Origin of the sequence: Winogradskyella sp. (assembly GCF_965228925.1) — a bacterium.
In the GTDB taxonomy this organism is placed as follows: domain Bacteria; phylum Bacteroidota; class Bacteroidia; order Flavobacteriales; family Flavobacteriaceae; genus Winogradskyella.
In genome coordinates, this window is sequence record NZ_OZ245845.1 from 2,547,492 (window position 1) to 2,571,590 (window position 24,099).

The 24,099-nt window shown below is 38.0% G+C and carries 20 protein-coding genes; 6 read left to right on the forward strand and 14 right to left on the reverse strand.

Going from position 1 to position 24,099, the window contains the following annotated elements; translation table 11 throughout:
• The first annotated feature begins 105 nt into the window (after positions 1 to 105).
• Entirely contained in the window at positions 106 to 783 is a 678-nt protein-coding gene (locus ACO052_RS10370; RefSeq protein ID WP_422107942.1) for a Crp/Fnr family transcriptional regulator, read from the forward strand.
• A gap of 21 nt (positions 784 to 804) precedes the next feature.
• Positions 805 to 1,965, forward strand: a complete 1,161-nt coding sequence (locus ACO052_RS10375; RefSeq protein WP_422107943.1) for an alpha-hydroxy acid oxidase — start codon at positions 805 to 807, stop codon at positions 1,963 to 1,965.
• A gap of 20 nt (positions 1,966 to 1,985) precedes the next feature.
• On the opposite strand, the gene ACO052_RS10380 is transcribed toward ACO052_RS10375, so the two are convergent.
• From ACO052_RS10380 to ACO052_RS10395, 4 genes are all read right to left on the reverse strand, one after another.
• Positions 1,986 to 2,861 (reverse strand): glycoside hydrolase family 16 protein, encoded by an 876-nt coding sequence (locus tag ACO052_RS10380; RefSeq protein ID WP_422107944.1) that lies wholly within the window; start codon positions 2,859 to 2,861, stop codon positions 1,986 to 1,988.
• 43 nt (positions 2,862 to 2,904) lie between these two features.
• Positions 2,905 to 4,851, reverse strand: a complete 1,947-nt coding sequence (locus ACO052_RS10385; protein WP_422107945.1) for a S9 family peptidase — start codon at positions 4,849 to 4,851, stop codon at positions 2,905 to 2,907.
• Positions 4,852 to 4,868: 17 nt separating this feature from the next.
• On the reverse strand, positions 4,869 to 8,096 hold the full coding sequence (locus ACO052_RS10390; RefSeq protein ID WP_422107946.1) for a VPS10 domain-containing protein: 3,228 nt from the start codon (positions 8,094 to 8,096) through the stop codon (positions 4,869 to 4,871).
• Positions 8,097 to 8,267: 171 nt separating this feature from the next.
• The gene (locus ACO052_RS10395) at positions 8,268 to 8,861 is read right to left on the reverse strand and encodes a hypothetical protein (protein WP_422107947.1); all 594 of its coding nucleotides are present in this window, start codon (positions 8,859 to 8,861) and stop codon (positions 8,268 to 8,270) included.
• A gap of 89 nt (positions 8,862 to 8,950) precedes the next feature.
• Between ACO052_RS10395 and ACO052_RS10400 the strand changes: the two genes are divergently transcribed.
• Together ACO052_RS10400 and ACO052_RS10405 are read left to right on the forward strand one after the other, a co-directional pair.
• A complete protein-coding gene (locus ACO052_RS10400; protein ID WP_422107948.1) occupies positions 8,951 to 10,087 on the forward strand; it encodes a vWA domain-containing protein in 1,137 nt (378 codons plus the stop codon).
• A 94-nt stretch (positions 10,088 to 10,181) separates the two neighbouring features.
• Positions 10,182 to 11,639 (forward strand): magnesium chelatase, encoded by a 1,458-nt coding sequence (locus ACO052_RS10405; protein ID WP_422107949.1) that lies wholly within the window; start codon positions 10,182 to 10,184, stop codon positions 11,637 to 11,639.
• A gap of 168 nt (positions 11,640 to 11,807) precedes the next feature.
• Here the strand turns inward: ACO052_RS10405 and ACO052_RS10410 are convergent, their stop codons facing one another.
• Genes ACO052_RS10410 through ACO052_RS10430 form a run of 5 tightly spaced genes read right to left on the reverse strand, consistent with a single transcriptional unit; the run spans position 11,808 to position 17,364 of the window.
• The gene (locus ACO052_RS10410) at positions 11,808 to 12,179 is read right to left on the reverse strand and encodes a hypothetical protein (protein WP_422107950.1); all 372 of its coding nucleotides are present in this window, start codon (positions 12,177 to 12,179) and stop codon (positions 11,808 to 11,810) included.
• A gap of 20 nt (positions 12,180 to 12,199) precedes the next feature.
• Complete coding sequence (locus ACO052_RS10415; RefSeq protein ID WP_422107951.1) at positions 12,200 to 12,829, reverse strand: hypothetical protein; 630 nt, start codon at positions 12,827 to 12,829, stop codon at positions 12,200 to 12,202.
• A gap of 20 nt (positions 12,830 to 12,849) precedes the next feature.
• Positions 12,850 to 13,440 carry a hypothetical protein gene (locus ACO052_RS10420; RefSeq protein WP_422107952.1) on the reverse strand — a complete coding sequence of 197 codons (591 nt, stop codon included), beginning with the start codon at positions 13,438 to 13,440 and terminating at the stop codon, positions 12,850 to 12,852.
• An 11-nt stretch (positions 13,441 to 13,451) separates the two neighbouring features.
• Entirely contained in the window at positions 13,452 to 14,939 is a 1,488-nt protein-coding gene (locus ACO052_RS10425; RefSeq protein WP_422107953.1) for an alpha/beta fold hydrolase, read from the reverse strand.
• A gap of 13 nt (positions 14,940 to 14,952) precedes the next feature.
• Positions 14,953 to 17,364, reverse strand: a complete 2,412-nt coding sequence (locus ACO052_RS10430) for a TonB-dependent receptor domain-containing protein (protein ID WP_422107954.1) — start codon at positions 17,362 to 17,364, stop codon at positions 14,953 to 14,955.
• A 231-nt stretch (positions 17,365 to 17,595) separates the two neighbouring features.
• Here ACO052_RS10430 and ACO052_RS10435 point away from each other — a divergent pair, with 231 nt between their 5' ends.
• Together ACO052_RS10435 and ACO052_RS10440 are read left to right on the forward strand one after the other, a co-directional pair.
• Positions 17,596 to 18,672, forward strand: coding sequence for a sensor histidine kinase (locus ACO052_RS10435; protein WP_422107955.1), 1,077 nt, complete (start codon positions 17,596 to 17,598; stop codon positions 18,670 to 18,672).
• On the forward strand, positions 18,669 to 19,397 hold the full coding sequence (locus ACO052_RS10440; protein ID WP_422107956.1) for a LytR/AlgR family response regulator transcription factor: 729 nt from the start codon (positions 18,669 to 18,671) through the stop codon (positions 19,395 to 19,397). The genes ACO052_RS10435 and ACO052_RS10440 overlap by 4 nt, the downstream gene beginning before the upstream one ends.
• Here the strand turns inward: ACO052_RS10440 and ACO052_RS10445 are convergent, their stop codons facing one another.
• The 5 genes from ACO052_RS10445 to ACO052_RS10465 all read right to left on the reverse strand — a co-directional run bounded on the left by ACO052_RS10445 (position 19,398) and on the right by ACO052_RS10465 (position 23,968).
• Positions 19,398 to 19,970 (reverse strand): YdeI/OmpD-associated family protein, encoded by a 573-nt coding sequence (locus tag ACO052_RS10445; RefSeq protein WP_422107957.1) that lies wholly within the window; start codon positions 19,968 to 19,970, stop codon positions 19,398 to 19,400.
• Positions 19,971 to 20,107: 137 nt separating this feature from the next.
• Positions 20,108 to 21,745, reverse strand: a complete 1,638-nt coding sequence (locus tag ACO052_RS10450; protein ID WP_422107958.1) for a M1 family metallopeptidase — start codon at positions 21,743 to 21,745, stop codon at positions 20,108 to 20,110.
• Positions 21,746 to 21,748: 3 nt separating this feature from the next.
• A complete protein-coding gene (locus ACO052_RS10455) occupies positions 21,749 to 22,099 on the reverse strand; it encodes a hypothetical protein (protein WP_422107959.1) in 351 nt (116 codons plus the stop codon).
• A gap of 81 nt (positions 22,100 to 22,180) precedes the next feature.
• Positions 22,181 to 22,807, reverse strand: coding sequence for a TMEM175 family protein (locus ACO052_RS10460; protein WP_422107960.1), 627 nt, complete (start codon positions 22,805 to 22,807; stop codon positions 22,181 to 22,183).
• A gap of 9 nt (positions 22,808 to 22,816) precedes the next feature.
• The gene (locus tag ACO052_RS10465; RefSeq protein ID WP_422107961.1) at positions 22,817 to 23,968 is read right to left on the reverse strand and encodes a DUF6265 family protein; all 1,152 of its coding nucleotides are present in this window, start codon (positions 23,966 to 23,968) and stop codon (positions 22,817 to 22,819) included.
• Positions 23,969 to 24,099 lie beyond the last annotated feature (131 nt).

Sequence of the window (24,099 nt, forward strand, 5' to 3'; positions counted from 1 at the left end):
ATTTGCTCATTAATACCTGTAACAAAAGTGACAATATCTTCAAACTTAAAATATGATATTTGTCATGGAATCTTTATATTTGAGTAGTCACAAAAATCATTTGGTATGGGTAAATGTGAACAATGCATTATTAGAGAATTTAATTCCTTAAAATCACTCACTAAGGAAGAGCTCATGCGTGTTTCAGCGTGTAAAACAGGTAAACTATATAGAAAAGGCCAGGTTATTTTTGAAGAAGGTGAAACGCTAAATGGCGTCTATTGTGTTAGAGATGGCGTGTGCAAATTGACGAAGCTCAGTGAAAATGGTAAGGATCAAGTGGTAAAACTTGTGGTAAAAGGGGGACTATTGGGCAAACGTTCCTTAGTTTCTGAACAAAAAACCAATTTAAGTGCCGTTGCCCTAAATGATATGGAAATGTGTTTTATTCCAAAGAGTGAAATCATGAATGATTTGTCTAAGAATCCGAAGTTTACAATGGATGTTCTTAGAGAAATGGCCAACGATTTAAAGGAATCGGATGTCAATTTGGTTAATATGGCCCAGAAATCTGTGAAACGGCGTATGGCAGAAATCTTAATGTATATCCACGATAATTTTGGTACGGATGATGAAGGCTATTTGAGTATCATATTATCTCGCGAGGATTACGCTAGCATTGTCGGTACGGCAACAGAGTCGGCCATAAGGATTTTATCCCAATTTAAAAAAGAAGGTTTAATTTCTACAAAGGGAAAACAGATAAAAATCGAAGACTATGGCAGTCTTAAATGGATAGAGTAAATTCGTATTTCATTTGCTTTAATGTCTTACCAAAAGTACCAAACTAAGTATGCTAATCAATTCCCGGCAATAGAGGATTTGGCCAAAAAAGCAAAGCAAAGAATTCCAAACGTGGCCTGGGAATATCTAGAGTCTGGTACTGGTGACGAAGCTTTGTTAGAACGCAATAGATTAGCTTTTCGAGACATTCAATTTACACCCCAATTTTGTAAGGGGCATTTAGAAGCCACGATTAATACCACACTTTTTGATAAGCATTACCCTTGTCCCATTGGTATAGCCCCGGTAGGATTAACGGGTCTTATTTGGCCCGAAGCTGAACTAATCCTTGCTAAAGCAGCAAAGCAACTTCAAATACCATTTTGTCTTAGTACTGTGGCTACTGAAACCCCTGAACGTGTTGGTCCTTTTGTAGGTCAACAAGGTTGGTTTCAATTGTATCCACCGAAGTCTTTGGAACTGGCCTTTGCGCTATTGGATAGAGCAAAGCAATCGGGATTTCATACACTCGTGGTGACGGCAGATGTACCTATGGCTAGTCGTCGCGAGCGCACAAAGCGCGCCGGAATGCGTATGCCACCAAGACTAACAGCTGGTCTAATTTGGGATGGGATAAAACATCCTTTTTGGACTTACCATACGCTGCGAAGAGGGTTGCCAAGGCTCAGAACGGTTCAGGATTATACCGAGCAAACCGATTTTAAATTTGTCAGCGGATTTGTTGGTAATCGATTAGGGGGTACTCTAGATTGGGATTACTGTAAAGCACTAAAGACATATTGGGATGGTCCTGTACTCCTAAAAGGAATTCTACACCCAAAAGATGCGGAGAAAGCCATAGAAATTGGCCTGGATGGTATTTGGATATCTAATCACGGTGGACGCCAATTTAACGGAGCACCTGCTTCAATCGAGGCCTTATCAGATGTTGTACATCAAGTAGATAAGCGCGTTCCTATTGTATTTGATAGTGGTGTGCGTACAGGATTGGATGTGATGCGTGCCCTATATCTAGGTGCAGACTTTGTTATGCTAGGTCGACCATTCTTATATGGAGTTGCAGCATTAGGCCAGTACGGCCCTAATCATGTGATCCATATTCTAAGTGATGACCTAAAGAATAATATGGTTCAATTAGGTGTAAGTACTATAGAAGAACTGAAGGCTTTAAGATATAAGTAAAAGATTTGAGAGCTACCCCTTTATTGGTATACCCTAATATAATCTACGACCATATCGCTTTCTACAAATTCGGGATCAATATCTGGTTCAATCGCTATGTTCAACAGGAAATAGTAATTGGTATCGTAAGGCCAAGTTTTAGTGTTCTTAAGGTCGGGCTGATATTTAAAATGTTCCTTACCATCAACAGAAAAAGACATGTTTTTTTCTGTCCACTCTAGTGTGTAAATATGAAATTCATCACTAGCATTCGCTATGTTTTGTCCACCAACATTTTTAACATTATAGCCGTAACTTGAGCCATTATGAAGAGCACTTGATACATAATCTTGATTTTTACCCCAATGTTCTAATATGTCTATTTCACCACAATCAGGCCATTTAGTAGTGCCATATCCTTCAATATCCCAGTAGGCACCATCTTCATCAATGTTTGTATTAAGCATCCAAATGGCCGGCCATGTACCTGTGCCTTTGGGAAGTTTTGCGCGGACTTCTACACGTCCGTAAGTGAACGCAAATTTTGAATTCAATCGTGCAGAAGTATACTGTTTTGTTCTTCCCTGGTCTTTAAATGTTTCTTTTTTAGCAACTAAATGCAGGTGACCATCTTTAAGATATGCGTTTTCCTCACGGTCGGTATAGTGCTGAATTAATCCACCCCACCAACTGCCCCCTGGTGGTAATTGGGTCTGATGAAACCATTTTTCAGAATTGATGGCTCCTTCACCATCAAACTCATCGGACCAGACCAATGTATTGAAATCAGCAGCCGATTTAGTCGATTCGACTGCTGATATTTCATGACCTACTTGATTATTACTCAGCCTATAGATGAGGTAAGCACTGAGAATGAGTGTACAAATAATTAAGATGGATGTGATTTTGTTCGACACGTTATATACATGGATTAACTATAATAGGTCTCAATTTCAATCATTACTCAGATTCACTTTCAATTTCTTGTGATTCTATTTCGCCGTCAAGTGGCTTATCTTCTTTGAGATATTTATCCAAGAATTTTACAATTTTACCGTAGGCTTCAATCTGATTTTCTTTTTTAATAAAACCATGACCTTCATCTTCGAACAATACATATTCTACTGGAACACCATTTTTTCTTACACCAGCTACGATTTCGTCAGATTCTACTTGAAGCACTCTTGGGTCCTGAGCACCTTGAAGTACGATTAGGGGTTTGGTGACCTTATCGGTATGAAATAATGGTGAAATACGCTTCAAACGCACGGAATCGGCAGAATAAGGATCCCCCAATTCTTTATAAAGCGCCTCTCTAAAGGATTCCCAGTAAGGAGGAATACTTTTCATGGTACGCATCCAGTTGGTAACACCAAACAAATTCACGCCAACATCAAATTCTTCAGGAGTATAAGTCAATGCGGCCATAGTCATATAACCACCGTAAGAACCTCCTATGATCCCTATTTTATCGCCATCAATTTTAGGTTGAGTGGCCAACCAGTTTTTGCCTTCAACACAGTCTTGTAGGTCTTTTTCACCATGGTTTCTGTCATCCATTTGGAAAAATGTTTTCCCATAGCCACTGCTACCTCTATTATTAACGGCCAAAACGGCATAGCCTTGATTTACCATATACTGAATTAAGAAACTAAAGTTTTGGCGCGTTTGTCCGCCAGGCCCACCGTGTACCCAAACCATCGCTGGGACTTTGTTGTCCTCTGAGGCTTGATGTGGTAAATAGTAAATGGCTGGTATTTCGACACCATCAAAGGATTTGTATCGGATCACTTTGGCCGTTACTAAATCCTTTGGATTGATATCCTCATTGAGCACATTCGTGATTCGGTGTTGTGCTTTGGTCTCGAGATTATAAGTGTATAAGTCTGAAGGTGCATTAGAACCACCAACATACATACGCATCCATTGTTCATCATCACTAAAACTAACGCTTGTTATACTTTTATCACCGAAGTCGGGAAGTTCTAATGGCTTGGATGTTTTTGTGTCTGTGACCTCTATTGCATTTTTCCCATCTTCATTGACATAGACGACCATGTAAGTGCCCTTGGATGTAAAACCACTACCCAGAATATCCCAAGACTTTTCAACGACCTTTTTCTTTTCCTTGGACTCTAAATCGTACGACATTAAATAAGAGAATTCTGAACCATCGTCTGTGGTATAGTAGAATTTACTGTTGTCTTTTGAGAAATCTTGAGCGGAATTGGCACTTAGATTATCATTGACCTTAATCGTTTCTTTGGTGCTTGCATTATAAATATATAAATCACTATCGTTCGTATTGACGGTTTTGGATAAGGCAAAATAATTCTCGTCTTCGGACATCCCCGTAAAATTCATACCATCATTATTTTGATAGAGCATTTCGGATGAGTAATCTTCAATAGACATCTTATAAACGTCAAAGAACCTAGGGTCTCTTTTGTTAGAGCCGTAGTATAAATGCTTATCATCTTTTGCCCATCCATAAAAGCTTGCTTTAGCACCTTCGACAGGAGTAATATCCTTTAAAGTTCCGTCTAATTCTTTAACATACAAGTGATTTATTTCGTCACCGTTACCATCTGCATTTAATAGCATGCGGTCATCCTTAGGAAAATAAGAATTTGCGAAATAAGAGGTGCTATCGGATTGTGTAATTGCTGTCATTTCACCACCTGTAGAAGGCACCGTGTATACATTGTAAATTCCAGTTCGATTACTAGAGATTAAAAGCTTGCTGTTATCAGAAGAGAAACTTCCTCCACCTACGCCTTCATTGTCCATAAATTGCTCTATCGTATAAAGTTGAACTTCGCGTTGGGCAAGGTCCTTATCTTTTTTGTCTTCTTTACAAGAATAGACACAAAGCACAATGAGTAAAACTAAAATTTTTGATTTCATATGATCGATTTTATTGATTAATCTGTACTGAAGGTTTTTGTTTCTTTAAATGGATCGATTTGAAGCTCACGCATTTGCGTTTGATAGTCTTTCCAAGTGGTATTGAAGAAAGTATTAGTAGCTTCAAATACATTGTTTAAGGCATTTTTGGTGTGCTTTATAAGCGTGGTTTCGGTTGCCGTTAGCCCTGTTTGGCTATTGTTAACATAACTTCTAGCTAAACCTAGACGCTGCATTGGTGTCACTTCTGGATTTCTGGTGATCCCTTGACGTTTATCCACTTTACCTAAATATTGATCTATAAGACTATCAATAGCTTTCACCGTTTCTTTTGAGAGCTTGATTTGGTCTTTCAACTCATCTTTATCCAGTTTAGTGAGCTCTTTTTTGTAGTTCTCAGCAATGTTTTTACTCTCAACTAGCTGTTTTACGGCGTCAGCAGCGGCCTGCTGTAGTTTTTCCAGTTGCTTAGCAGCGGTATAAACTTCGTTAATGTTTTTTTGCGAAACGCCGAGCCTTGGGTCAGATGCAACGTTTATAGTTGTTTCCGAAGTTAAGTCGCCATAGTGTAAAACGGCTTTGTAAGTTCCTGGCTTAACATCAACGCCTCCAGGTTCTCTGGTTCGTTTTCTAATGGTGCGCGATGGATAATTCACGCCAGCTTCATTCATATACCATGACCATTTTTGCATACCATTTTCCTTAGGCGCTTTACGTTTTAAAGTTCTAATCAAACGGTTTCCATCGTACAGTTTTAACGTTAATGAATCCCACTTGACAACATTTTTGTCACCAGATTCTTCGCTATCGCTCTGAATGACATTCTCCTTTTGGTCGCTGAGCGCAGTTGAAGCGTCATCCTTCTTTGGCTGCTCTTTTTTATTAAAAAGATAAGTGAAAGTAGCGCCATAATCACGATTCTCACCATTGTAAAGGGCATCACCGCCAAAACGACTTCCCGTGGGTTGTTGGTATGCCGCCTGATAGGCTGTTGGTGGATCAAATAACTTAATAGTTGAGGTCATCACTGACTTGTCTTTGGCCATTTCACGTAGTGGACGAATATCATCCAAAACCCAAGCGGCACGTCCAAAAGTTCCTATAATCAAGTCATGTTCCCTAGGGTGAATCACCAAGTCCTTCACAGAAGTTGTAGGGAAACCTTCGGTCCATTTTGTCCAATTTTCACCGGCATTTATAGAAATATACAATCCATCATCGGTCCCTAAAAACAATAAGTTGGGTTCCATCAAATCTTCAACAATAGACAGTGTGTAACTTTGTACATCATTTCCATCTACAATACGTTCCCAAGTCTTACCATAGTTTTTGGTTCTAAAGGCATAGGGCTCATAGTTAAAACGTCTGTAATCGTTAGCAATCAATAATGCTTCTCCCTTATTTTTGGTTGATGCTTTAATCTGTGCTATCCAACTACCTTTGGGTAGGCCTTTAATGTTTTTGGTGACCTCAGTCCAATTGTTGCCGCCATCTATTGTATAATGCACACGACCATCATCTGTGCCGGCCCAGAGCATATCTTTTTCTAATACCGAAGGCTCGATCACCAAAATGGTACAGTGGTTCTCGGCACCGGTGGCATCCATGGTCAATCCGCCACTTTCGGATTGTTTTTGTTTTTCAGGATCGTTGGTAGATAAGTCAGGGGAAATCACGGTCCATGTTTCACCCTTATCGGTCGATTTGTGTACAAATTGACTGCCAAAATAAATAGTACTGTTATCAAATGGATCAATATTTATGGCTGAGTTCCAGTTGAATCGTAATCTTACATCCGGATCGGGATGTGTCGGTCTTACCCCGTAATTATTTCCAGTTTGCCAGTCGTATCGACTCACATAGCCTTGTTGGCTCATAGACCAACCATAGCGAGAATCGTCTCGGTCTGGGACGACATCAAAACCATCTCCAAAACTTATTTCTTGCCAATAGCTGTTTCGTATTCCTTGAGAACGCCATACATAGGCAGGTCCTCGCCAAGAGCCATTGTCTTGCATACCGCCATATACGTTATAAGGAAACTCATTGTCAATAGCGATATGATAGAATTGGGCGACTGGTAAATTGCCAATAAAACGCCAAGTTTTACCACCATCCTTGGTGATATTCATCCCCCCATCATTTCCATCGATCATAAACTGTCCATTTTCTGGATGTATCCACCAAGCGTGATGGTCGGGGTGCACACCGTTGCTTACGCCATAGGCAGGCATCAATTGTTCGAAATTTTTACCACCGTCTTCTGAAACATTAACGTAAGTATAAATGGAATATACTCTATTTTCATTTTGAGGGTCTACATAAATCTCTGAATAATAAAACGGGCGATTACCGATATCATTTTTATCATTTATTTTTTTCCATTTAAATCCACCATCCGTGCTTTTGTATAGCGCGTTTTTTTTAGCCTCTACCAAGGCGTAAACGATATTCGGTTTTCCTGGTGCTATCGCTATACCTATACGACCTAAATTACCCTTGGGCAATCCATCGTCGTCCGTTATTTTTTTCCAAGTTTTTCCTCCATCATGCGTTATGTGAAGCCCAGAACCTTCACCACCCGAATTAAAGAACCAAGGATCACGTTTGTGTTCCCAAAGCGCTGCAATGAGTTTATTGGGATTGCCAGGGTCCATCACCAAATCGGCGACTCCAGTTTTGTTGTTGGCAAAAAGGATCTTGTTCCAGGTTTTACCTCCATCGGTGGTTTTAAAAACACCGCGTTCGGGATGCTCTCCCCAAGGCGAACCAATGGCTCCAACATAAACCACATCAGGATTAGTGGGATCAACGATGATTCTATGGATATGTCTGGTTTTCTCAAGTCCCATAGCTATCCAATTTTTACCACCATCTAAAGATTTATAGATGCCATAACCGCCGTTTAATGAATTACGTGGATTGCCTTCACCGGTACCCACCCAAATCACACTAGGATTGGATTGCTGAATTTCAACTGCGCCAATGGACGCTGTTAACTCTTTGTCGAAAATTGGTTCCCATTTAATACCTCCTGAAGTAGATTTCCATAGACCACCCGAAGCCGTACCTACGTACATAATATCAGGGTTGTCAAGGACAACATCAATAGCTGTAACGCGGCCAGACATGCCTCCAGGGCCAATATTGCGAGGCGCCATGTTTTTGACCATGTCTATTGAAAATTCTTGTGCAGAAATTGTGGCTATGCCAATAAGGAATAGCAGAGATAGGTATCTTCTCATTATTTTAAGGTTAGTTAAATGAAGCCTAAAGTTAAGGAAAAGAAACTACAGAAATCTTAATGTGTTGTTAAGGTGTAAAACACCTTGTTTTTTGAATTAAAACCGTCTCATTTTAAATAATTATAAGGGAGCATGGGCATCTAAATACACTAATCAGAATAGAGCCATCATTTATTCATTGACTTTAGAAGGGGTCAAGAATTGAAAGTCATTTTTATTTTCTTTATTGGACAGTTCCCACTGATTACCATAGACATCTTCATATACGATAGAAAAAGAAGGAGGTGTCTTATTGATATGGTTTTTAAAATTTTTAACCCCTGAGACATCACCATTACTTTTAGAAGAAACTTCAAAAACCCGAATGTTTTCCGAAGGTTGGATTACGGTATTTTTTGTAATAGTCATAGATCCACTGTAATTTATGGAATCTCCCTTACTAACTTTCTCTTTCATAAGGTGTAATAAAGCACTTGTTGAATTATCAAATTGAATGCTATCATTTATAGAAAAAGAAACACGCTTTATAAATGCTGGTCCCACTCCTTTATTGACAAGATGTATGCTAAATGCACGAACGTTATAGATATTCTCAAATTGTAAATAAGGTAAAACACTGGCGCTCTGTTGTTTTTGTGTCAGTTTGTTATCTTCTCTGGCCAGATATGATTGGTAAAGCAAGGCAATCAATGAAATAACACTAATAAATAAAGCCGAAGTACTCATTATTTTTTCTGTACTCCAATTAATCCTCTTTTTGGCCATAAAGCTCTAATTTTTTAAGTAAAGTTAATAAAATGTTAGAATATAAGTGCACTTTGAACGCAAGGCGAAAAAGCCTTATTTTTACATAGATGAAAGAGAAAATAAATAGATCGGGTTTTGTATTTAAGACCTACGAAGCACCTCATCAATCACCATTTGATAAGCTCTTTGAGATTTTCAAGGAGCTCATAACTTATACGTCCGGTGATTTTGACGAAGCCATCGACTGGTTAAGGCAATTGGATAACGAGTATAACTTAACCACACCAGACTATACCATTGATGATTTTATAGAAGACCTAAAAAACAAGGGCTATATACGCGAAGAAATCGATCCTACTGGAGATGGCCAAGGTAAAGGCAAGACTACCATTACAGCCAAAACCGAACGCGCCATAAGAAAGCAAGCCCTAGACCATATTTTTGGTAAAATAAAAAAAAGTGGGTCGGGTAATCATAAAAGTAAAGGGGTTGGATTAGGTGATGAACACACGGGCGATTTTAGAGCCTACCAGTTTGGTGATGCTTTAGAAAAAGTATCTATCACAGAGAGTCTTCGTAATGCCCAAATCAATCATGGCGTTGGAGATTTCAATCTGACCGAAGATGATTTAGTCGTTGAGGAAACACTTCACAAAAGCCAGATGAGTACGGTATTGATGATAGATATCAGCCATAGTATGATTCTGTATGGTGAAGACCGTATCACACCCGCGAAAAAAGTGGCTATGGCACTATCGGAATTGATTACAACGCGGTATCCCAAAGATAGTTTAGATATTTTAGTGTTTGGCAACGACGCATGGCCCATAAAAATTAAGGATTTACCCTATTTAAAAGTGGGGCCTTATCATACCAATACGGTCGCAGGTTTGCAATTAGCTATGGATATGTTGCGGAGAAAGCGCAATACCAATAAACAGATCTTTATGATTACCGATGGCAAACCGAGTTGTTTGCGATTACCAGATGGGCAGTATTACAAAAACAGTAATGGTTTGGATCCGTATATCACCAATAAGTGCTATGCCATGGCCCAACAAGCCCGACGTTTGCACATCCCTATAACGACCTTTATGATTGCTGAGGATCCTTATTTAATGCGATTTATAAGAGAGTTTACGCAGGCCAATAGAGGCAAGGCATTTTATACGGGATTAAAAGGTTTGGGTGAAATGATTTTTGAAGACTACGAAAACAATAGAAAACGAAGAATTAAAGGGTAATTATTAGCTGTTAGCCTTTAGGAGTTAGCCATTAGCTTATATAAATCGAGCTTCTGCTGCTAATAGCTAAAAGCCAATGGCCAAAAGCTAGAAAATGAAGAACATAAAAACATTAGGAGAACTAAAAGAAGCAGGTTATCAATCAAAATCCATAAAGGATGAGTTGAGGGATAACTTAATTGAAAATATAAAAAATAAGGTGATCACCTTTGAAGGCATTCATGGCTATGAGCATACCGTGATTCCTGAATTGGAGCGGGCTATTTTGTCTAGGCATAATATTAATTTGTTGGGGCTTCGAGGTCAAGCCAAGACACGTTTAGCACGTATGATGGTTAATCTTTTGGACGAATATATTCCAGTGGTTGAAGGTTCGGAGATAAACGATGACCCTTTAAATCCTATTTCTAGATATGCCGTTGAACTCATCGCCGAAAAAGGAGATGATACACCGGTTACTTGGTTGCATCGCGATGAACATTTTGCAGAGAAATTGGCCACACCCGATGTTACGGTTGCAGATATTATTGGTGATGTTGATCCCATAAAAGCAGCGAATTTAAAATTGAGTTATGCCGATGATCGCGTGATTCATTATGGAATGATTCCTCGTGCCAACCGTTGCATATTTGTAATCAACGAGTTGCCTGATTTACAAGCGAGGATTCAGGTGGCCCTATTCAACATTTTGCAAGAAGGGGACATCCAGATTAGAGGATTTAAATTGCGATTACCCTTGGATATGCAGTTTGTCTTTACCGCCAATCCTGAAGACTATACCAATCGTGGCAGTATTGTGACGCCTTTGAAAGATAGAATAGGTTCGCAGATTTTAACGCATTATCCAGCCAATATTGAGATTGCGCAGACCATAACAGCTCAGGAAGCAAAATTAGACCAACGCCAAACGTCTTCGGTTTATGTGCCAGAATTGGCCAAGGAGCTTTTAGAACAAGTGAGTTTTGAGGCGCGCGAGAGCGAGTATGTTGATGTAAAGAGTGGAGTAAGTGCACGGATGAGCATTACAGCTTTTGAGAATCTATTGAGTACAGCTGAGCGTCGTGCCTTATTATCTGGCGATGATACCACCACTGTGCGTTTATCCGATTTTATTGGTGTGATACCCGCTATTACTGGTAAAGTAGAGTTGGTTTACGAAGGGGAACAAGAAGGCGCGGATTTTGTGGCCAATACCTTAATTGACGAAGCCATAAAAACCCTATTCCCTAGATACTTTCCCAAAATTGAAAAGCTAGAGAAGCAAGATGAAGAAACGCCTTATGACGCTATCGTATCATGGTTTTTTAATGGTGAAGGTTTTGAGTTGTTAGACGATTTTAATGATGCGCAATACCAAGCACAATTGGATGAAGTCACACCTCTAAGCAATTTGATAGCGGAACATCAACCTGACATTGATCCTAGGGATGTATATTTTGAAAAAGAGTTTGTGCTTTGGGGACTGGTACAGTATAAGAAGTTAAGTAAATATCGCTATTCTGAAGGATTACAGATCAAAGATCCTTATGGTAGTTATATAAGTGGCTTATAAAAAAGGGGCCGTTAGAAAAGCATAAAATATATCAAAATGTCATATTGAGCCTTTCGACTTCGCTCAAGACAGGCTAAAGTCGAAATGTATTCAGAGCTAGAGTTTTAAATTTCTCGACTACGCTCGAAATGACTGTGAAAAGGGCTTTTCGGAAGGGCTTGTTTAGGTTCAATCTTTCTTTTTAATTCCAGTCCAAGGTGCCGTTAATTCTCTATTGGGACAATAGGAAATCCCATAGATTTTTCCGTTCAACATATAACCCGAGTGGTAATAGGTATTAGTGCTATCTTTAGTTGTGAATGCAAAGAATAGTTTTTCCCAATTTCTGTTTAGTTGGGCGTTTTCAATGGAGCTTCCGTAAAAGGTACCTTTGAAAGTTTTATCGTCTACATCAGTTATTTCAAACGTCTGGTAATACCCGTCAGCGTCAGGTGTCGGTCTTAAATCAATGGTCCACTTACCAGATAAATCGTTATTAGTATCGGGATTGAGGCATATAAGAGCCAGGAATGTAGTTACGTAAATTAAAATCGTTTTCATCGTTATGTTGTTTTTATAGCTTATTCTTTTACAGGTTCAAAAATCCACCAAGTCTCACCATTTGAAGGTCTAAAACTAAGTTTGATGACCCCGAATTCGGAATAGATGAAATATTTATAACCAACAATAAGAGCTTCACCATCCAACTTCGCCGTGAATTCACCATCCTTATAAGTGGCAACTATACCATTGCTAAACTCAAAAGTAGCATTATATAATTCTGGATTGACCTCAGAGACCTCTAGCGTCTTTTTCATGTTAAGACCCTTAGTATACTTATCGCTTTTGTAGATATATGTTTTGGATTTGCGCTTTTCCTTTTTTGGCATTGAGCGCACTCCAAAACGTTTAGTATCGATTTGTTCCACCTTACCATTGGTGATGTGAAATACATCTGGACTTGCTTTCCAATTCGGATAAACAGTGAGCTTATGCTTTTCTGTTATGATAAATTCATTGGTAGAATCTTCATTACTGTACACTAATTCGTCGTTCCCGTTTTTGAGATCAAACTTAGTGCCAGGCGGAAAACTGACATTTTCAGATGTTTCCTCGCTGAGTGTTATTTTAAGGTATCTGCTTTGTGCATTAGCTATGCTGCTAATGATTATTGCAATTACCAATAGACTTAATTTTAATTCGGTTTTCATTGTTCTTGTGTTTTTATAAATTATTCTTTTGTAGGCTCAAAAACCCACCAAACTTTTCCAGTAGTCGCATTGAAACTGAGTTTAAGGACTCCCAAATCACTATATACAAGGTATTTGTATTTTATACTTAGAATCTTTTCTCCCAAGGTGGCACTGTATATCCCATCTGTATAGGCAAAGGTGATGCCATTACTCAAGGTAAATTCTAAGTTCTTTTGACCTTCGATGGTTTCGGACTCGGTAACTTTAGAGGTTGCTGTAACCCCGTTGCTAGATGCACTTGTTGCGTCTATGTTGGTATTAGAATCAGTAAATCTATGAGTGAGTAGTTTCTCAACACGTCCTTCGGTAAGCTTATAAATGGTGGGTTCATCTTTCCATGAGGGATATACGTAAAGCGTGTGCTTCTCCGTAATTTCGATAGATCCTGGGTCATCACTGTTTTTAAATATGATATACCCATGTTTGTTCTTTAATTCAAATTTTGTGCCTGGCGGATACAATTCATAGTCGTATGCGTCATTACTTTTAGTGACTTTTAAGTAAGTCTTTTGCGCATAAGTGGCACAGGTTATGAAAGCTATAAGCAAAAGGTTTATTTTAATTTTCATAATTCTAAGATTTAATTGGTTTTAAATTTTGGTGTTTTAATGGTTTTAAAACATTGAGGGCTAGGCTTTGTATTAGGATTTTTGAAGAAGTTATTAGCGACTTCCATACCACAGGGATTATCCCAATAGGTGGTTGGGGTGTGTTTCCAACCTTTAAAAATGATGTGATACCCATTTTTAAAATTTGGCAACATCCCTTGTGCCCATTTTACAGGTGTCACTTCATCATATTCACCACTAATTAGTAATACAGGAATGTCTGTTTTAATAGCTTTGTTTTCGATATCTGATACTCTTTTAACGCCCCAAATATTACATACGGAAGCTTCTGGTATAGCAGGGGATAGTCCAGTAACTTCGGGATAGCGATTGGTTTCCTCAGTAATTGTTTCTTGGGAATTGAATGGATACTCTTCAGCACACCAAACCGATAATCGCATTCCTCTAGCTGAGGCACCTCTAGGTGTTTGGTTTAATAATGATTGCAAATAAGAGGATATTGCACTTAAATCACCTTCTAGAATCTTATTAATTTCACTTGGAATATTTGGTATGTCACTTGTAGATGATAAACTAAATATATTAATCAAGTCTGAACCTTCTAAGTAAAAGGTTTCCATGGTTCCATCATTAGGATTTTCAATGTTAAGGCTCAGTGGATTTTTGGTTTTATCTCTTAAGTAATTAAAGAAGCGTGTTTTTAGATTTGGGAAACGCTTATTGCAATTTGAATCTTGAGCACAATCCTCTAAAACAATTTTTACGGTTTCTAATAAATTTCCAACACTTTCTTCATCATAATTAACCTCTAAAGGCAAAGGTGAATCCATGACCACGCTTCTAATGCGCTCGGGATAATCCCTTAAAAGGACTTGGGCAATTTTGGTACTGTAGGATACAGTCAGTAAGTTGTATTGTTCAATATTTAAAGCTTCCACTAAATCATTGATGTCCGCTGCAATTTCGTTAGTGTTATAACCATTTAAATCAATGCCTTTATTTTCTAAACGTTCCTTACATTTTTTTGCGGCATTGTTGAATAATGTTTTAGAATCTTTTGAATAATTCTCAGGAAGGTTTGACTGAAATAGGGCTTCGGCCCATTCTGGACAGTCCAAGTGCGGTTTTGCATAATAATTACCGCGTTGTTCAACCAGAATAAAATCCCTATCGTCTAAGTACTGGTAGTACTTCATGTATTGTGCTGATGGCATTGTTGAATAGCCTGGACCACCCACTGTATAAATAATAGGATCTGGTTGGGGGTTAGGGTTTCGACTTTTAAAAATGTAAACAGGAATCTCAATGGTGTTACTATTGGGATTAGACCTATTTTCGGGAACTTCCAGATAACCGAAAGTAAAGTCCTGATCTTTGGAGATTTTGTGCGTTGTAATCTCTGAGGTTTTAAAACTAACCCTCTTATCGGCTTGTCCGCTAACAAGACCAAAACATATCAGATTTATAATAATAAGGGTATTTATAAGAGTTGCTTTCATAAGGTTGTTTTTTTTATCCACTGATTCTGTTTTTTTCATCTTCTAGGCCTGTGTCTCGCTTTCTAGCTTTTTTAATTTCGTTGCGGCCAAAATTATAGGTCAGGTTAAAGCGCACTTGTCGACTATCACTGCCACCATCACCGTTGATAATGAGATTGCCAAATTCTGTGACACCTTCCCATGGAGAGGTAAATAAGATATCATTAAAGGACAATCGCGCGATAAGCTTATCATCAAAAAAACGCTTTTGTATAGCAATGTTTAGTGATCCTATGCTACTGGTTTCATAGGTGCCACCCCAAACCGATGGGGAACTATACCAGCCTGATAACTCCGCTCTAAACCCTTTCGGAAGTTTAAAGGTGTTTTGCGCATAAAGGCTCAAGGTATTTTGCGAAATCTCATTAAAATCGGGATTTGTAGCTTCATAGATGCTTCTATAAGCATTAACACTTAGATAAACACTCCACCAGTTTGTAAAGCTTGTAGGATAGCTCACTCCTAGGTTAATCACTTTTTGGTTAGCCACATTTCTGGTAATTAAGAAATTTTGATCATCGCCCACAGCTTCTGTAATGCGAGCAAAAAAATCTTTTACGAAACTATAACTCAATGAGGTAGTAAGTCTATAATTAAAGGTGTGCGACAGTTTTATGTTGTCCGTATATTGTGGTTGAAGAAATGGATTTCCTTTACTGAAGGATAATTCATCAATTTTGTATTCAAAGGGATTTAAGCTTGCATAATTGGGTCTTTGAATACGTCTACTGTATGTCAGGGCAAATGAGTTCTTCTGATTCATTTGATAAGTAACACCACCGCTAGGGAACCAATCGGTGTAATTGCGCTTCACACGGTCATTTTGGTCTTCTTGAAAGCTCGTTAGAATACCATCAGATTGCGTGTTTTCCATACGTAATCCAAACTGAAGATTCCATTTTTTGAACTGACGGCTATAGTTAAAGTATAACGCATTGACGTTTTCGTCATATTCAAAATCATTAGAGCGTTCTTCGCTTAAAATGTCCTGGCCATTAATACGATCATAAAAATCGAATTGGTTATCGGTTACAACTTTTGAGAACTTACCTCCAAAGCTCAGTTTTCCTTTTAAAACCTTCTTTTCATAATCAACTTTAGCAGTGAAGAGATCGATCTCTATCGGGGTGACCATAAAATTAATCGTCTCGCTAATGAGTTGCGTTTCGTCACCGTTAAAGTATTGGTTAGGTTGGAAGTTTTCGCGATCTCTAGTGTAACGTCCGTAATCGACATCGACATTAATGGCACTGTCATTATCCCCCTTATACCCGTAGTTGATATTTGCATAGAGATTAGATACATCGCTTTGAACATCACTACCAGCAACTAAGACTTGATCTGGATTGGTAGTGCCTCCAGGGATGATAGGTGTTCTAGAATTTGCGAAGGAATCATTGTTAGAAAAGTTGCCGGATACAATAACTCCGAAAGTCGATTTCTTATCGGCATACCAGTCAAAACCGAACCTTGCATTAGTATTTATATTGTCAGAAATGGTTTCTGATCGCGCATCGAAAATGGTGTTATTTTGTTGTCTGTATAAATTGATAAAGCTTAGACTTTCTCCGAATCGATTGCTAAATGTCCCATAAAAATTGGTTTTTTTGCTTCTACTATTAAAGGATACCGAGCTGTTTACACGAGCAAATTCACCATAAGTTATGCCAGAGGCAACGGTACCATTAGTCCCAAGGCTTTTGTCGCGTTTAAACTTTATATTGATGATGCCGGCATTGCCTTCAGCATCGTATTTTGAAGAGGGTTGTGTAATAATCTCTATAGCTTCTATATCACTAGACTGTATACTTTTGAGATAATTGATTAAGTCTTCACCTCTTAAAACCGAAGGTTTATCATCGATATAAATGAGCACTCCGGTTTTGCCTTCAACAATAATACTATCGTTGTTATCTATAATAATCCCGGGGGCTTTTCGCAACAATTCAAATCCGGAATCCCCAGCTGCATTGATAGTGTTCTGTACATTAAAAACAGTTTTATCGGCCATGACCTGCACCATAGGCTTTTCGGCTTCTACAACCACTTCGTCTAGGGTTTCGGCGGCAGGACTTAGTTTAATGACCCCAAAGTCCTTAGGACTGCTTGAGTGCGTAAATTTTTGGGAGGTGTAATCTTCAAAGCCTAGACTTGTCACCATCAATGTATAGTCTCCTGATGATAAATTCTTGATTAAAAATTTACCGTCATCTTCGGTAACAGCGGCTTTAATAAAGGTCGATTTATCTGCGCTTAAAACGGATACTATAGCGGCAGAAACGGGCTGTAGTTCCTCATCAACTACAAGACCGGAGAGGTTGGATTGCCCCTGTATAGTCAAAGCTGTAAATAATAATAATACTGTTAATTGAATAATAGTTTTCATGTTGTAAAATTTATGTTCGCTTTTTGATTTTTATTCACCATAGCCTAAGCGCAGGTGAGTTGGTTTGATGGTTCAAATGTCTTAAGGAAGTCAAAAAGAAACACGTCGTAAATGACGAGTCGCCCTATAAGGCGATGAGTGGGAAGGACCATTTAACTGTCTATAGGCCCACTCGTCGATTAGAGTATCATAAAAAAATATGCTAACTTTAAATTTGTCGAAAACAAAACTATGGACACTAAAACACCATTTTTTAAAAAACGCCTTCTAGGCATTAAGATAGAAGAGTTAGCTATTTTTGCTGTTTTCTATCTATTTTGGGCTTTTGCTTATCATGTCGCGATAACTGTAAATAGCAGATCGTGGAATGAAGGAGAAAGAGCCATATTAGACTTCGCCGAGTTTATGAATTCAGTTGGACTGGATTACATTATAAAGGCTATTCTTACCTATCCGATTTGGTGGTTATTGATTAGAAAACTCAAAAAATGGACCTACACTAAGAAAATAATATTACATCTTGTATTATTACCATTATTTGTTATTATATGGCAACAGTTATATTACTTTGCTTGCGAATTAGTTGGGTTCGGACATTTACGCGGTCCTGCCAGTGCCTGGGATATTTACATACCCGCCTTGTTTTATGCCCTTCAATTTGGTATTATTCATTCTTATAACTACTATATAGAAAATCAACAAAAAATACGTTTGGAGGGCGAACTGCGAACAGTTGCTCTTAAGAGTGAATTATCCGCTTTAAAGGCCCAGCTTAACCCACATTTTTTATACAACATATTCAATACCATTAGTGCATCGGTACCACCAAAGAATGAAAAGACACGACATTTAATCGCAGAGCTTTCCGATTTGTTTCGCTATCAGCTCAAAGCGTCTCAGGTAGAGAAAGTACCATTAAGTGAAGAATTGGAATTTGTCAATAAATATCTCGACTTGGAAAAAGAACGTTTTCAAGAACGTTTGGAGGTTGAGGTTAGTGTTGAAAAGCATTTAATGAGTGAAATGATTCCACCAATGCTACTTCAGCCCTTAATTGAGAATTCTATAAAACACGGTTTGTCATCCTTAATTGAGGGAGGTAAAATCTCTATTAACATATTTAAAAAGAATGAGAAGCTACATTTTGAGATCTCGGATACAGGTATAGGAGTTAAAGATAAAGAGGCTGTTTTTGATAAGGGCATAGGTTTAACCAATACAAAATTGCGACTGGAAAAAATGTATCAGAGTCGGCTTAACCTATCGGATAATATGCCAAAAGGATTAAAAATTTCATTTGCTATATGAGAAAAGTCATTATAGTAGATGATGAAGCTGCAGGAAGACAGCTCATAAAAGAATACTTAGAAGATTATTCTGAATTGATTTTGTTAGGCGAGGCTAACAATGGAGTAGATGCCGTTAAAATCATCAATGAATTTAAGCCAGATCTGGTATTTCTTGATATACAAATGCCCGGAATGACAGGTTTTGATGTATTAACACATCTCGAGGAGTTACCACAAATTATATTTTCTACAGCCTATGACCAATACGCTTTAAAAGCCTTTGAAGTCCATGCTGTCGATTATTTACTAAAGCCCTACACCAAGGATCGATTTAAGCTTGCTGTAGACAGGTTACAACAAAATATAGATCAGAATAAAGCAAGGCCTCTTGCTGAGAGCCTGTTGATGGATACGCCAAAATTTCCAGAGCGTATTTTGGTGCAAACGCAAAATAAGTTAGTGACTGTAGCTCTAAAAGATGTCATTAGAATCGAAGCCTATGGGGATTATTCCAAGTTGGTTACTGCGTCTAAGACCTATGTGAGCAATTACGGGATTTCTACCTTAGAAGAGAAATTGGATGGTGCCATTTTTATAAGGGTGCATCGGTCCTCAATTATTAATCTCAATGCCGTAAAGGAGCTTAACAAGTACACAAAAAGCTATGATGTGACTATGAAAAATGGCGATGTTGTAAGGGTGAGCAGAGGGTATATGGACAACATCAAAAAGCTGATGTTTTAATTACCAATTACCCCTAGTTTTAATATTGGCATTACAGAGCCTAATGATTTCTTCTATTCGTTTTTGTCTTGTGGCTTCTCGCTTTGCACTATTAAGCCAGGACAGATAACTTTTTCTATAGCCTTTCGCAAAATTCGTATAGTTTTCAAAAGCACGTTCATTGTTGTCGAAAGCCAATTGCAGATCTTCGGGAATGACTCCATTTTCTACATCATCCATTTCGGTCCATTTCCCTGTATCTTTGGCCAACTCAATCATTTTATAACCTGCCTCTTGAATTAAGCCTTGTGCTTCAAGCTCAGTGATGTATTTTTTATTGAGTGCACTCCACGAACTTTTGGGGTTGCGAGGGCTGAAGTATTGTCTGCGTTTACCATTGCCTAAACTCTTTACGGTAGAGTCGATCCAACCAAAACACAGGGCTACTCTTACAGCCTCTTCCCAGCGCATGGTTGGCATGCCCGTCTCCAGCTTGTAAAAAATAAGATACACGGCTTTATGCTTATCATGGTTCTGTAATAGCCAATCGTACCAATCGGTATCACGTTCAAAATAAAGTTCTGGAAATTCCATAGCAAATTTTATTAGATTTGAAACAATGTATCTGGTTTATAACGGTTACACCCCTAAAGTCCCCTCAAGGGGACAATAGTCGCAAAGTAACTTATAAAGTTGTCCCCTTGAGGGGACTTTAGGGGGTGTTTTCCACATTAATTTACTTTTTTCGAATAGATATAATAATCGCGATCTACTTTAAAATCAGTTCCTTTAATAGGTTTTGTCTTCCATTCAGAGCTAGGAAATAGCCATTCGGTTTTTCCATTAAGTTCCACTTCAATAGGCATATCAAAACCTTTGACAATATCGATATAGCGAAACTTAAGCTCAGCATTTTCAATCTTATATTCAAGTGTGGGAATACGAACATCCCTTAGGTATTGGTTAAAAAAAGCGGTCAGGTTTTTTTTGGTCTTTTCACTCAAATAGTCTTCAATCTGCTTGGTGGTGACCGTTTGGTGGTAAAACTCAGTATTTAACCCTCTAAGAATTTGTCGCCATAAATCATCATCTCCAATAAGCTGGCGCAAGGTGTGTAGCATATTGGCACCTTTATAATACATATCGCCAGAGCCCTCTTTATTAACATCATAGGGGCCAATAATTGGTTTATCATTTTGAATTCTTTTTCTGCAACCTATTACATAATCCGCAGAAGCTTCTTTACCATAATAGTAATCTAAAAATAGATTTTCAGAATAATTGGTAAAACTCTCGTGAATCCACATATCGGCAATATCCTTATTGGTGATACTATTGGCAAACCATTCATGACCTGCTTCATGAATGATGATAAAATCAAATTTCAAACCCCAACCTGTTCCTGATAAATCATTGCCTAAATAGCCATTTTGATAACCATTTCCGTATGTTATTGAGCTTTGGTGTTCCATACCTAAATAAGGCACTTCGACCAGTTTAAAACTGTCTTCATAAAAAGGATAGGGACCAAACCAATGCTCAAAAGCCTTCATCATTTTTGGAGCGTCTTTAAATTGTATTTTGGCCTTATCTAGATTATAGGACAAGACCCAATAATCCATGTCTAAATTCCCCTGTTCTCCTTTATAGACCTCGGAGAAATTCACATAATCCCCAATATTCACATTAACGCCATAGTTGTTAATGGGGTTGCTCACAAACCACTCGAATAGTTTATAGTCTCCAAATTCGTAGTCGTAAGTTTCACGCAGTCGACCATTGGCAACAGCAATTAAATCTTTGGGAACATCTATAGCGATGCGCATACTGTCTACTTCGTCATACATATGGTCTTTGTTTGGCCACCAGACACTGGCACCCAAACCTTGGCAAGAGGTTGCAATAAAATGTTTTCCATTTTTGTCTTTGTCCCAAGAAAAGCCACCATCCCAAGGTGCGCGTTCAGCCTCTTTGGGTTTACCTGCATATTGCACATATAATTCGTTATAGTCTCCTGGGACCTGCTTCTTTTTGAGAAAAACAAAATAAGCTGAGCCAATTTTATTATAATCTAATGCTTCATTATCTTGAGAAAACACAGCTACTTCTAAAGGCTCTTGCAAATCAACCTGTAGAACATCATGCGATTTTAATACCTTGTAACGTATAATGTTATAACCTGAGATATATTTTTTATCGGGTTGAACTTTGATATTGAGATCGTAATAGTTGAGATCCCACCATTCGCGCTCTGGGGTAATACTACCTCTTAAGGTATCCGCTCTGGTAAAGTTGGACTTGTCTTGAAGCAATTGCGGATGGACATTGGTGCAGACCAAAGCAAATATTATGAACAACTTCCGTTTCACGTTTTAGTTGATTTTTAATTTGAGGTACTTAACGAACATAATACCTCCTAAAATTAGGTTGACTCCCAGATATAGCGAACCGAAAATGATAAGGTTTTTATAGTTTTGATTAACCACTTCGAATTCGGATAATTCAGAAATCAGTGCCAATACCATAAATAAGGTCAATGCAATAAATATGGCAGAAATGATTAGGCCAAGAGTTGCTCCCTTACGAATGACCTGATAAATAAGAATACCAAGTAATCCAATGGCAAAAGGATTAAAAAGATTTGGGGTTAAGGTCCAGTAGTATATGACAGAGGCCATTAAGAATAGCTCAGGGATTAAAGATTTAAGATTTTTAGCATGCATCAACTATAATTTTATGATAAACAAAGAATTGTTATAAAGTTACAATTTTAGTTTTTTGTTCTTCTAAAATACTGTTAATATCTATGGAAATACGTCAGGATGTTTCTTTCTGAACAAAGCTCCATTATAATAGCATATGGGACCGAGAAAAGCATAGACAAATCCTGGGAATCCGATTTGCATTCCGATTTGAAAGACAGAAAGTATAACCGAGATAATTCCGATGGTTACGAAAATCAGAAAGTGCTTGTAATAAAACTTGAGCTTTAGTGGGTTTTGATTTCTATCATCTTTTTTAAAAGCTCTCCAATACAAAAAAGCATATGCAGCAAATACAAGTACAAATCCAACTCCATAAAGTATAAACAATTGTGCTAAGTCGTCTTTGGTCATGCCAATTTGTTGTGTAATGGAATTAATTAGGGTTTTTAAAGGAAACAAATAGAATAAAATGGTAAATAAAAGCAAGGTATTAGCACTGATAATCCAATTATCTACATACTTGGTGCGTTGAAAGAAATTGTAATGGACTTTCCAAAGCATCATCATCACAAAAAATGCCACACCAAAACTGATGAAAAGTGGTAATTGTGAATTAATATGCTTTAAATCTACGGTAGTCCCAATGTCAACAACCATCAGTGTAGAAGCAAATGCAAAAATCCCATCGCTAAGTGCTGCTACGCGGCCTCTAGAATGCTTCATCATTACCAATTATTATTGTTTTAGTAGGAGTGTGCCGAAAATATTGGCATCGATCCAACCGCGATTTTTATCATCTCCTTCGACTTCAATGGAGCCAATAAAATTTTCACGATGTTGGCTGTTATCGTTATCACAGTAGGCCAAAGCAAAACCGATATTTTTATGGGCACTCAATTTTATGGGTAGATTATTGGTCTCATCACTATAGCTGTCATCAAATAGCGAAATTTTAACTTCCCATAAGGATGTATCATTCACGGTAACACGCTTGGATAAAACATGAGAGTTATAGAGCTTACCTTCTTTCTTGGTAGACATATCTACCACATTACCATCTAAAGCGATGTGATACGCAAAGGCGTTATGGTTGTACTGGTGATTACCACCACTATTATCCTCGTCAATAAAGATTTCTAAACAATCATCGTCCCACCAAGTCTTGAGTGGGTCCTTGGTACGGTCTAATAGCACATCATCTTTTATTTCTGCGAGTAAATACAAGGCGTTCTCAGTCCAAACGAGTTTGTATCGGCCTTCAAAATCATCGGGAGAATAAGAGTTTCCTAACCAAAGTTGGTCTATTGGGAGCCATTCCGCCGTTCTCCAAATGGCTTCGTTACTAGCTCCATCAATAACAGGCGCTTTCTTAGCATATGGTACATTGATAAGTTGTTTGATGGTTTTAGTATTAGCTTTTTTATGATAATTGAATTTTACGGTTTCCACCTTATTGTCCTTTTTGATATCAACGTATACATTCATTTCGGAATCCGAAACTCTTTCAAAGGCCATGCCTTCAAAAACAACTTTGTTTTTACTTATGTGTTTTAATGGAAAGTCAACAGTCTCATCTTTAGTTTCCCATCCCTTTAAATCATTTCCAAAATGTTTGAGTTGGAGTACAAGGCTATTTTCAATTTCGCGGATAACTTCAATTTCATAAAATGACACTTTACCGTCATTGATAAGCTTAAAGGAGGCCATCATAGAACCTCCTGAAGGTTCGCTCCAGATTTCTTCGGTGACACCTCCAAAAGCTTCACCGTGCCAAGTACCGGCAATCCATTTGATGTTTTCCAATTTGGGTTCTAGAGTGATATCCTGGGCATTGCCCCAGATAGCACACAACAACACTGTGACTGTAGTTATCAAGAATTTTTTCATAATAATAAATTTAAACAATCTAAAGTTAAGACGATTTAGTAGGGGGCACAGTGGACAATTTTAGAAATTTTTAATAGAGAGATAGTAACTTATCAAAGCAAAACAATCTATTCATATTCATAATGTAGGTG

Bases quoted from the DNA above. Each gene is read 5' to 3' on its own strand.
- ACO052_RS10370 (WP_422107942.1), top strand. From the start codon at position 106: ATGGGTAAATGTGAACAATGCATTATTAGAGAATTTAATTCCTTAAAA.
- ACO052_RS10375 (WP_422107943.1), top strand. From the start codon at position 805: ATGTCTTACCAAAAGTACCAAACTAAGTATGCTAATCAATTCCCGGCA.
- ACO052_RS10385 (WP_422107945.1), bottom strand. From the start codon at position 4,851: ATGAAATCAAAAATTTTAGTTTTACTCATTGTGCTTTGTGTCTATTCT.
- ACO052_RS10390 (WP_422107946.1), bottom strand. From the start codon at position 8,096: ATGAGAAGATACCTATCTCTGCTATTCCTTATTGGCATAGCCACAATT.
- ACO052_RS10395 (WP_422107947.1), bottom strand. From the start codon at position 8,861: ATGGCCAAAAAGAGGATTAATTGGAGTACAGAAAAAATAATGAGTACT.
- ACO052_RS10400 (WP_422107948.1), top strand. From the start codon at position 8,951: ATGAAAGAGAAAATAAATAGATCGGGTTTTGTATTTAAGACCTACGAA.
- ACO052_RS10405 (WP_422107949.1), top strand. From the start codon at position 10,182: ATGAAGAACATAAAAACATTAGGAGAACTAAAAGAAGCAGGTTATCAA.
- ACO052_RS10410 (WP_422107950.1), bottom strand. From the start codon at position 12,179: ATGAAAACGATTTTAATTTACGTAACTACATTCCTGGCTCTTATATGC.
- ACO052_RS10415 (WP_422107951.1), bottom strand. From the start codon at position 12,829: ATGAAAACCGAATTAAAATTAAGTCTATTGGTAATTGCAATAATCATT.
- ACO052_RS10420 (WP_422107952.1), bottom strand. From the start codon at position 13,440: ATGAAAATTAAAATAAACCTTTTGCTTATAGCTTTCATAACCTGTGCC.
- ACO052_RS10425 (WP_422107953.1), bottom strand. From the start codon at position 14,939: ATGAAAGCAACTCTTATAAATACCCTTATTATTATAAATCTGATATGT.
- ACO052_RS10430 (WP_422107954.1), bottom strand. From the start codon at position 17,364: ATGAAAACTATTATTCAATTAACAGTATTATTATTATTTACAGCTTTG.
- ACO052_RS10435 (WP_422107955.1), top strand. From the start codon at position 17,596: ATGGACACTAAAACACCATTTTTTAAAAAACGCCTTCTAGGCATTAAG.
- ACO052_RS10440 (WP_422107956.1), top strand. From the start codon at position 18,669: ATGAGAAAAGTCATTATAGTAGATGATGAAGCTGCAGGAAGACAGCTC.
- ACO052_RS10445 (WP_422107957.1), bottom strand. From the start codon at position 19,970: ATGGAATTTCCAGAACTTTATTTTGAACGTGATACCGATTGGTACGAT.
- ACO052_RS10455 (WP_422107959.1), bottom strand. From the start codon at position 22,099: ATGCATGCTAAAAATCTTAAATCTTTAATCCCTGAGCTATTCTTAATG.
- ACO052_RS10460 (WP_422107960.1), bottom strand. From the start codon at position 22,807: ATGATGAAGCATTCTAGAGGCCGCGTAGCAGCACTTAGCGATGGGATT.
- ACO052_RS10465 (WP_422107961.1), bottom strand. From the start codon at position 23,968: ATGAAAAAATTCTTGATAACTACAGTCACAGTGTTGTTGTGTGCTATC.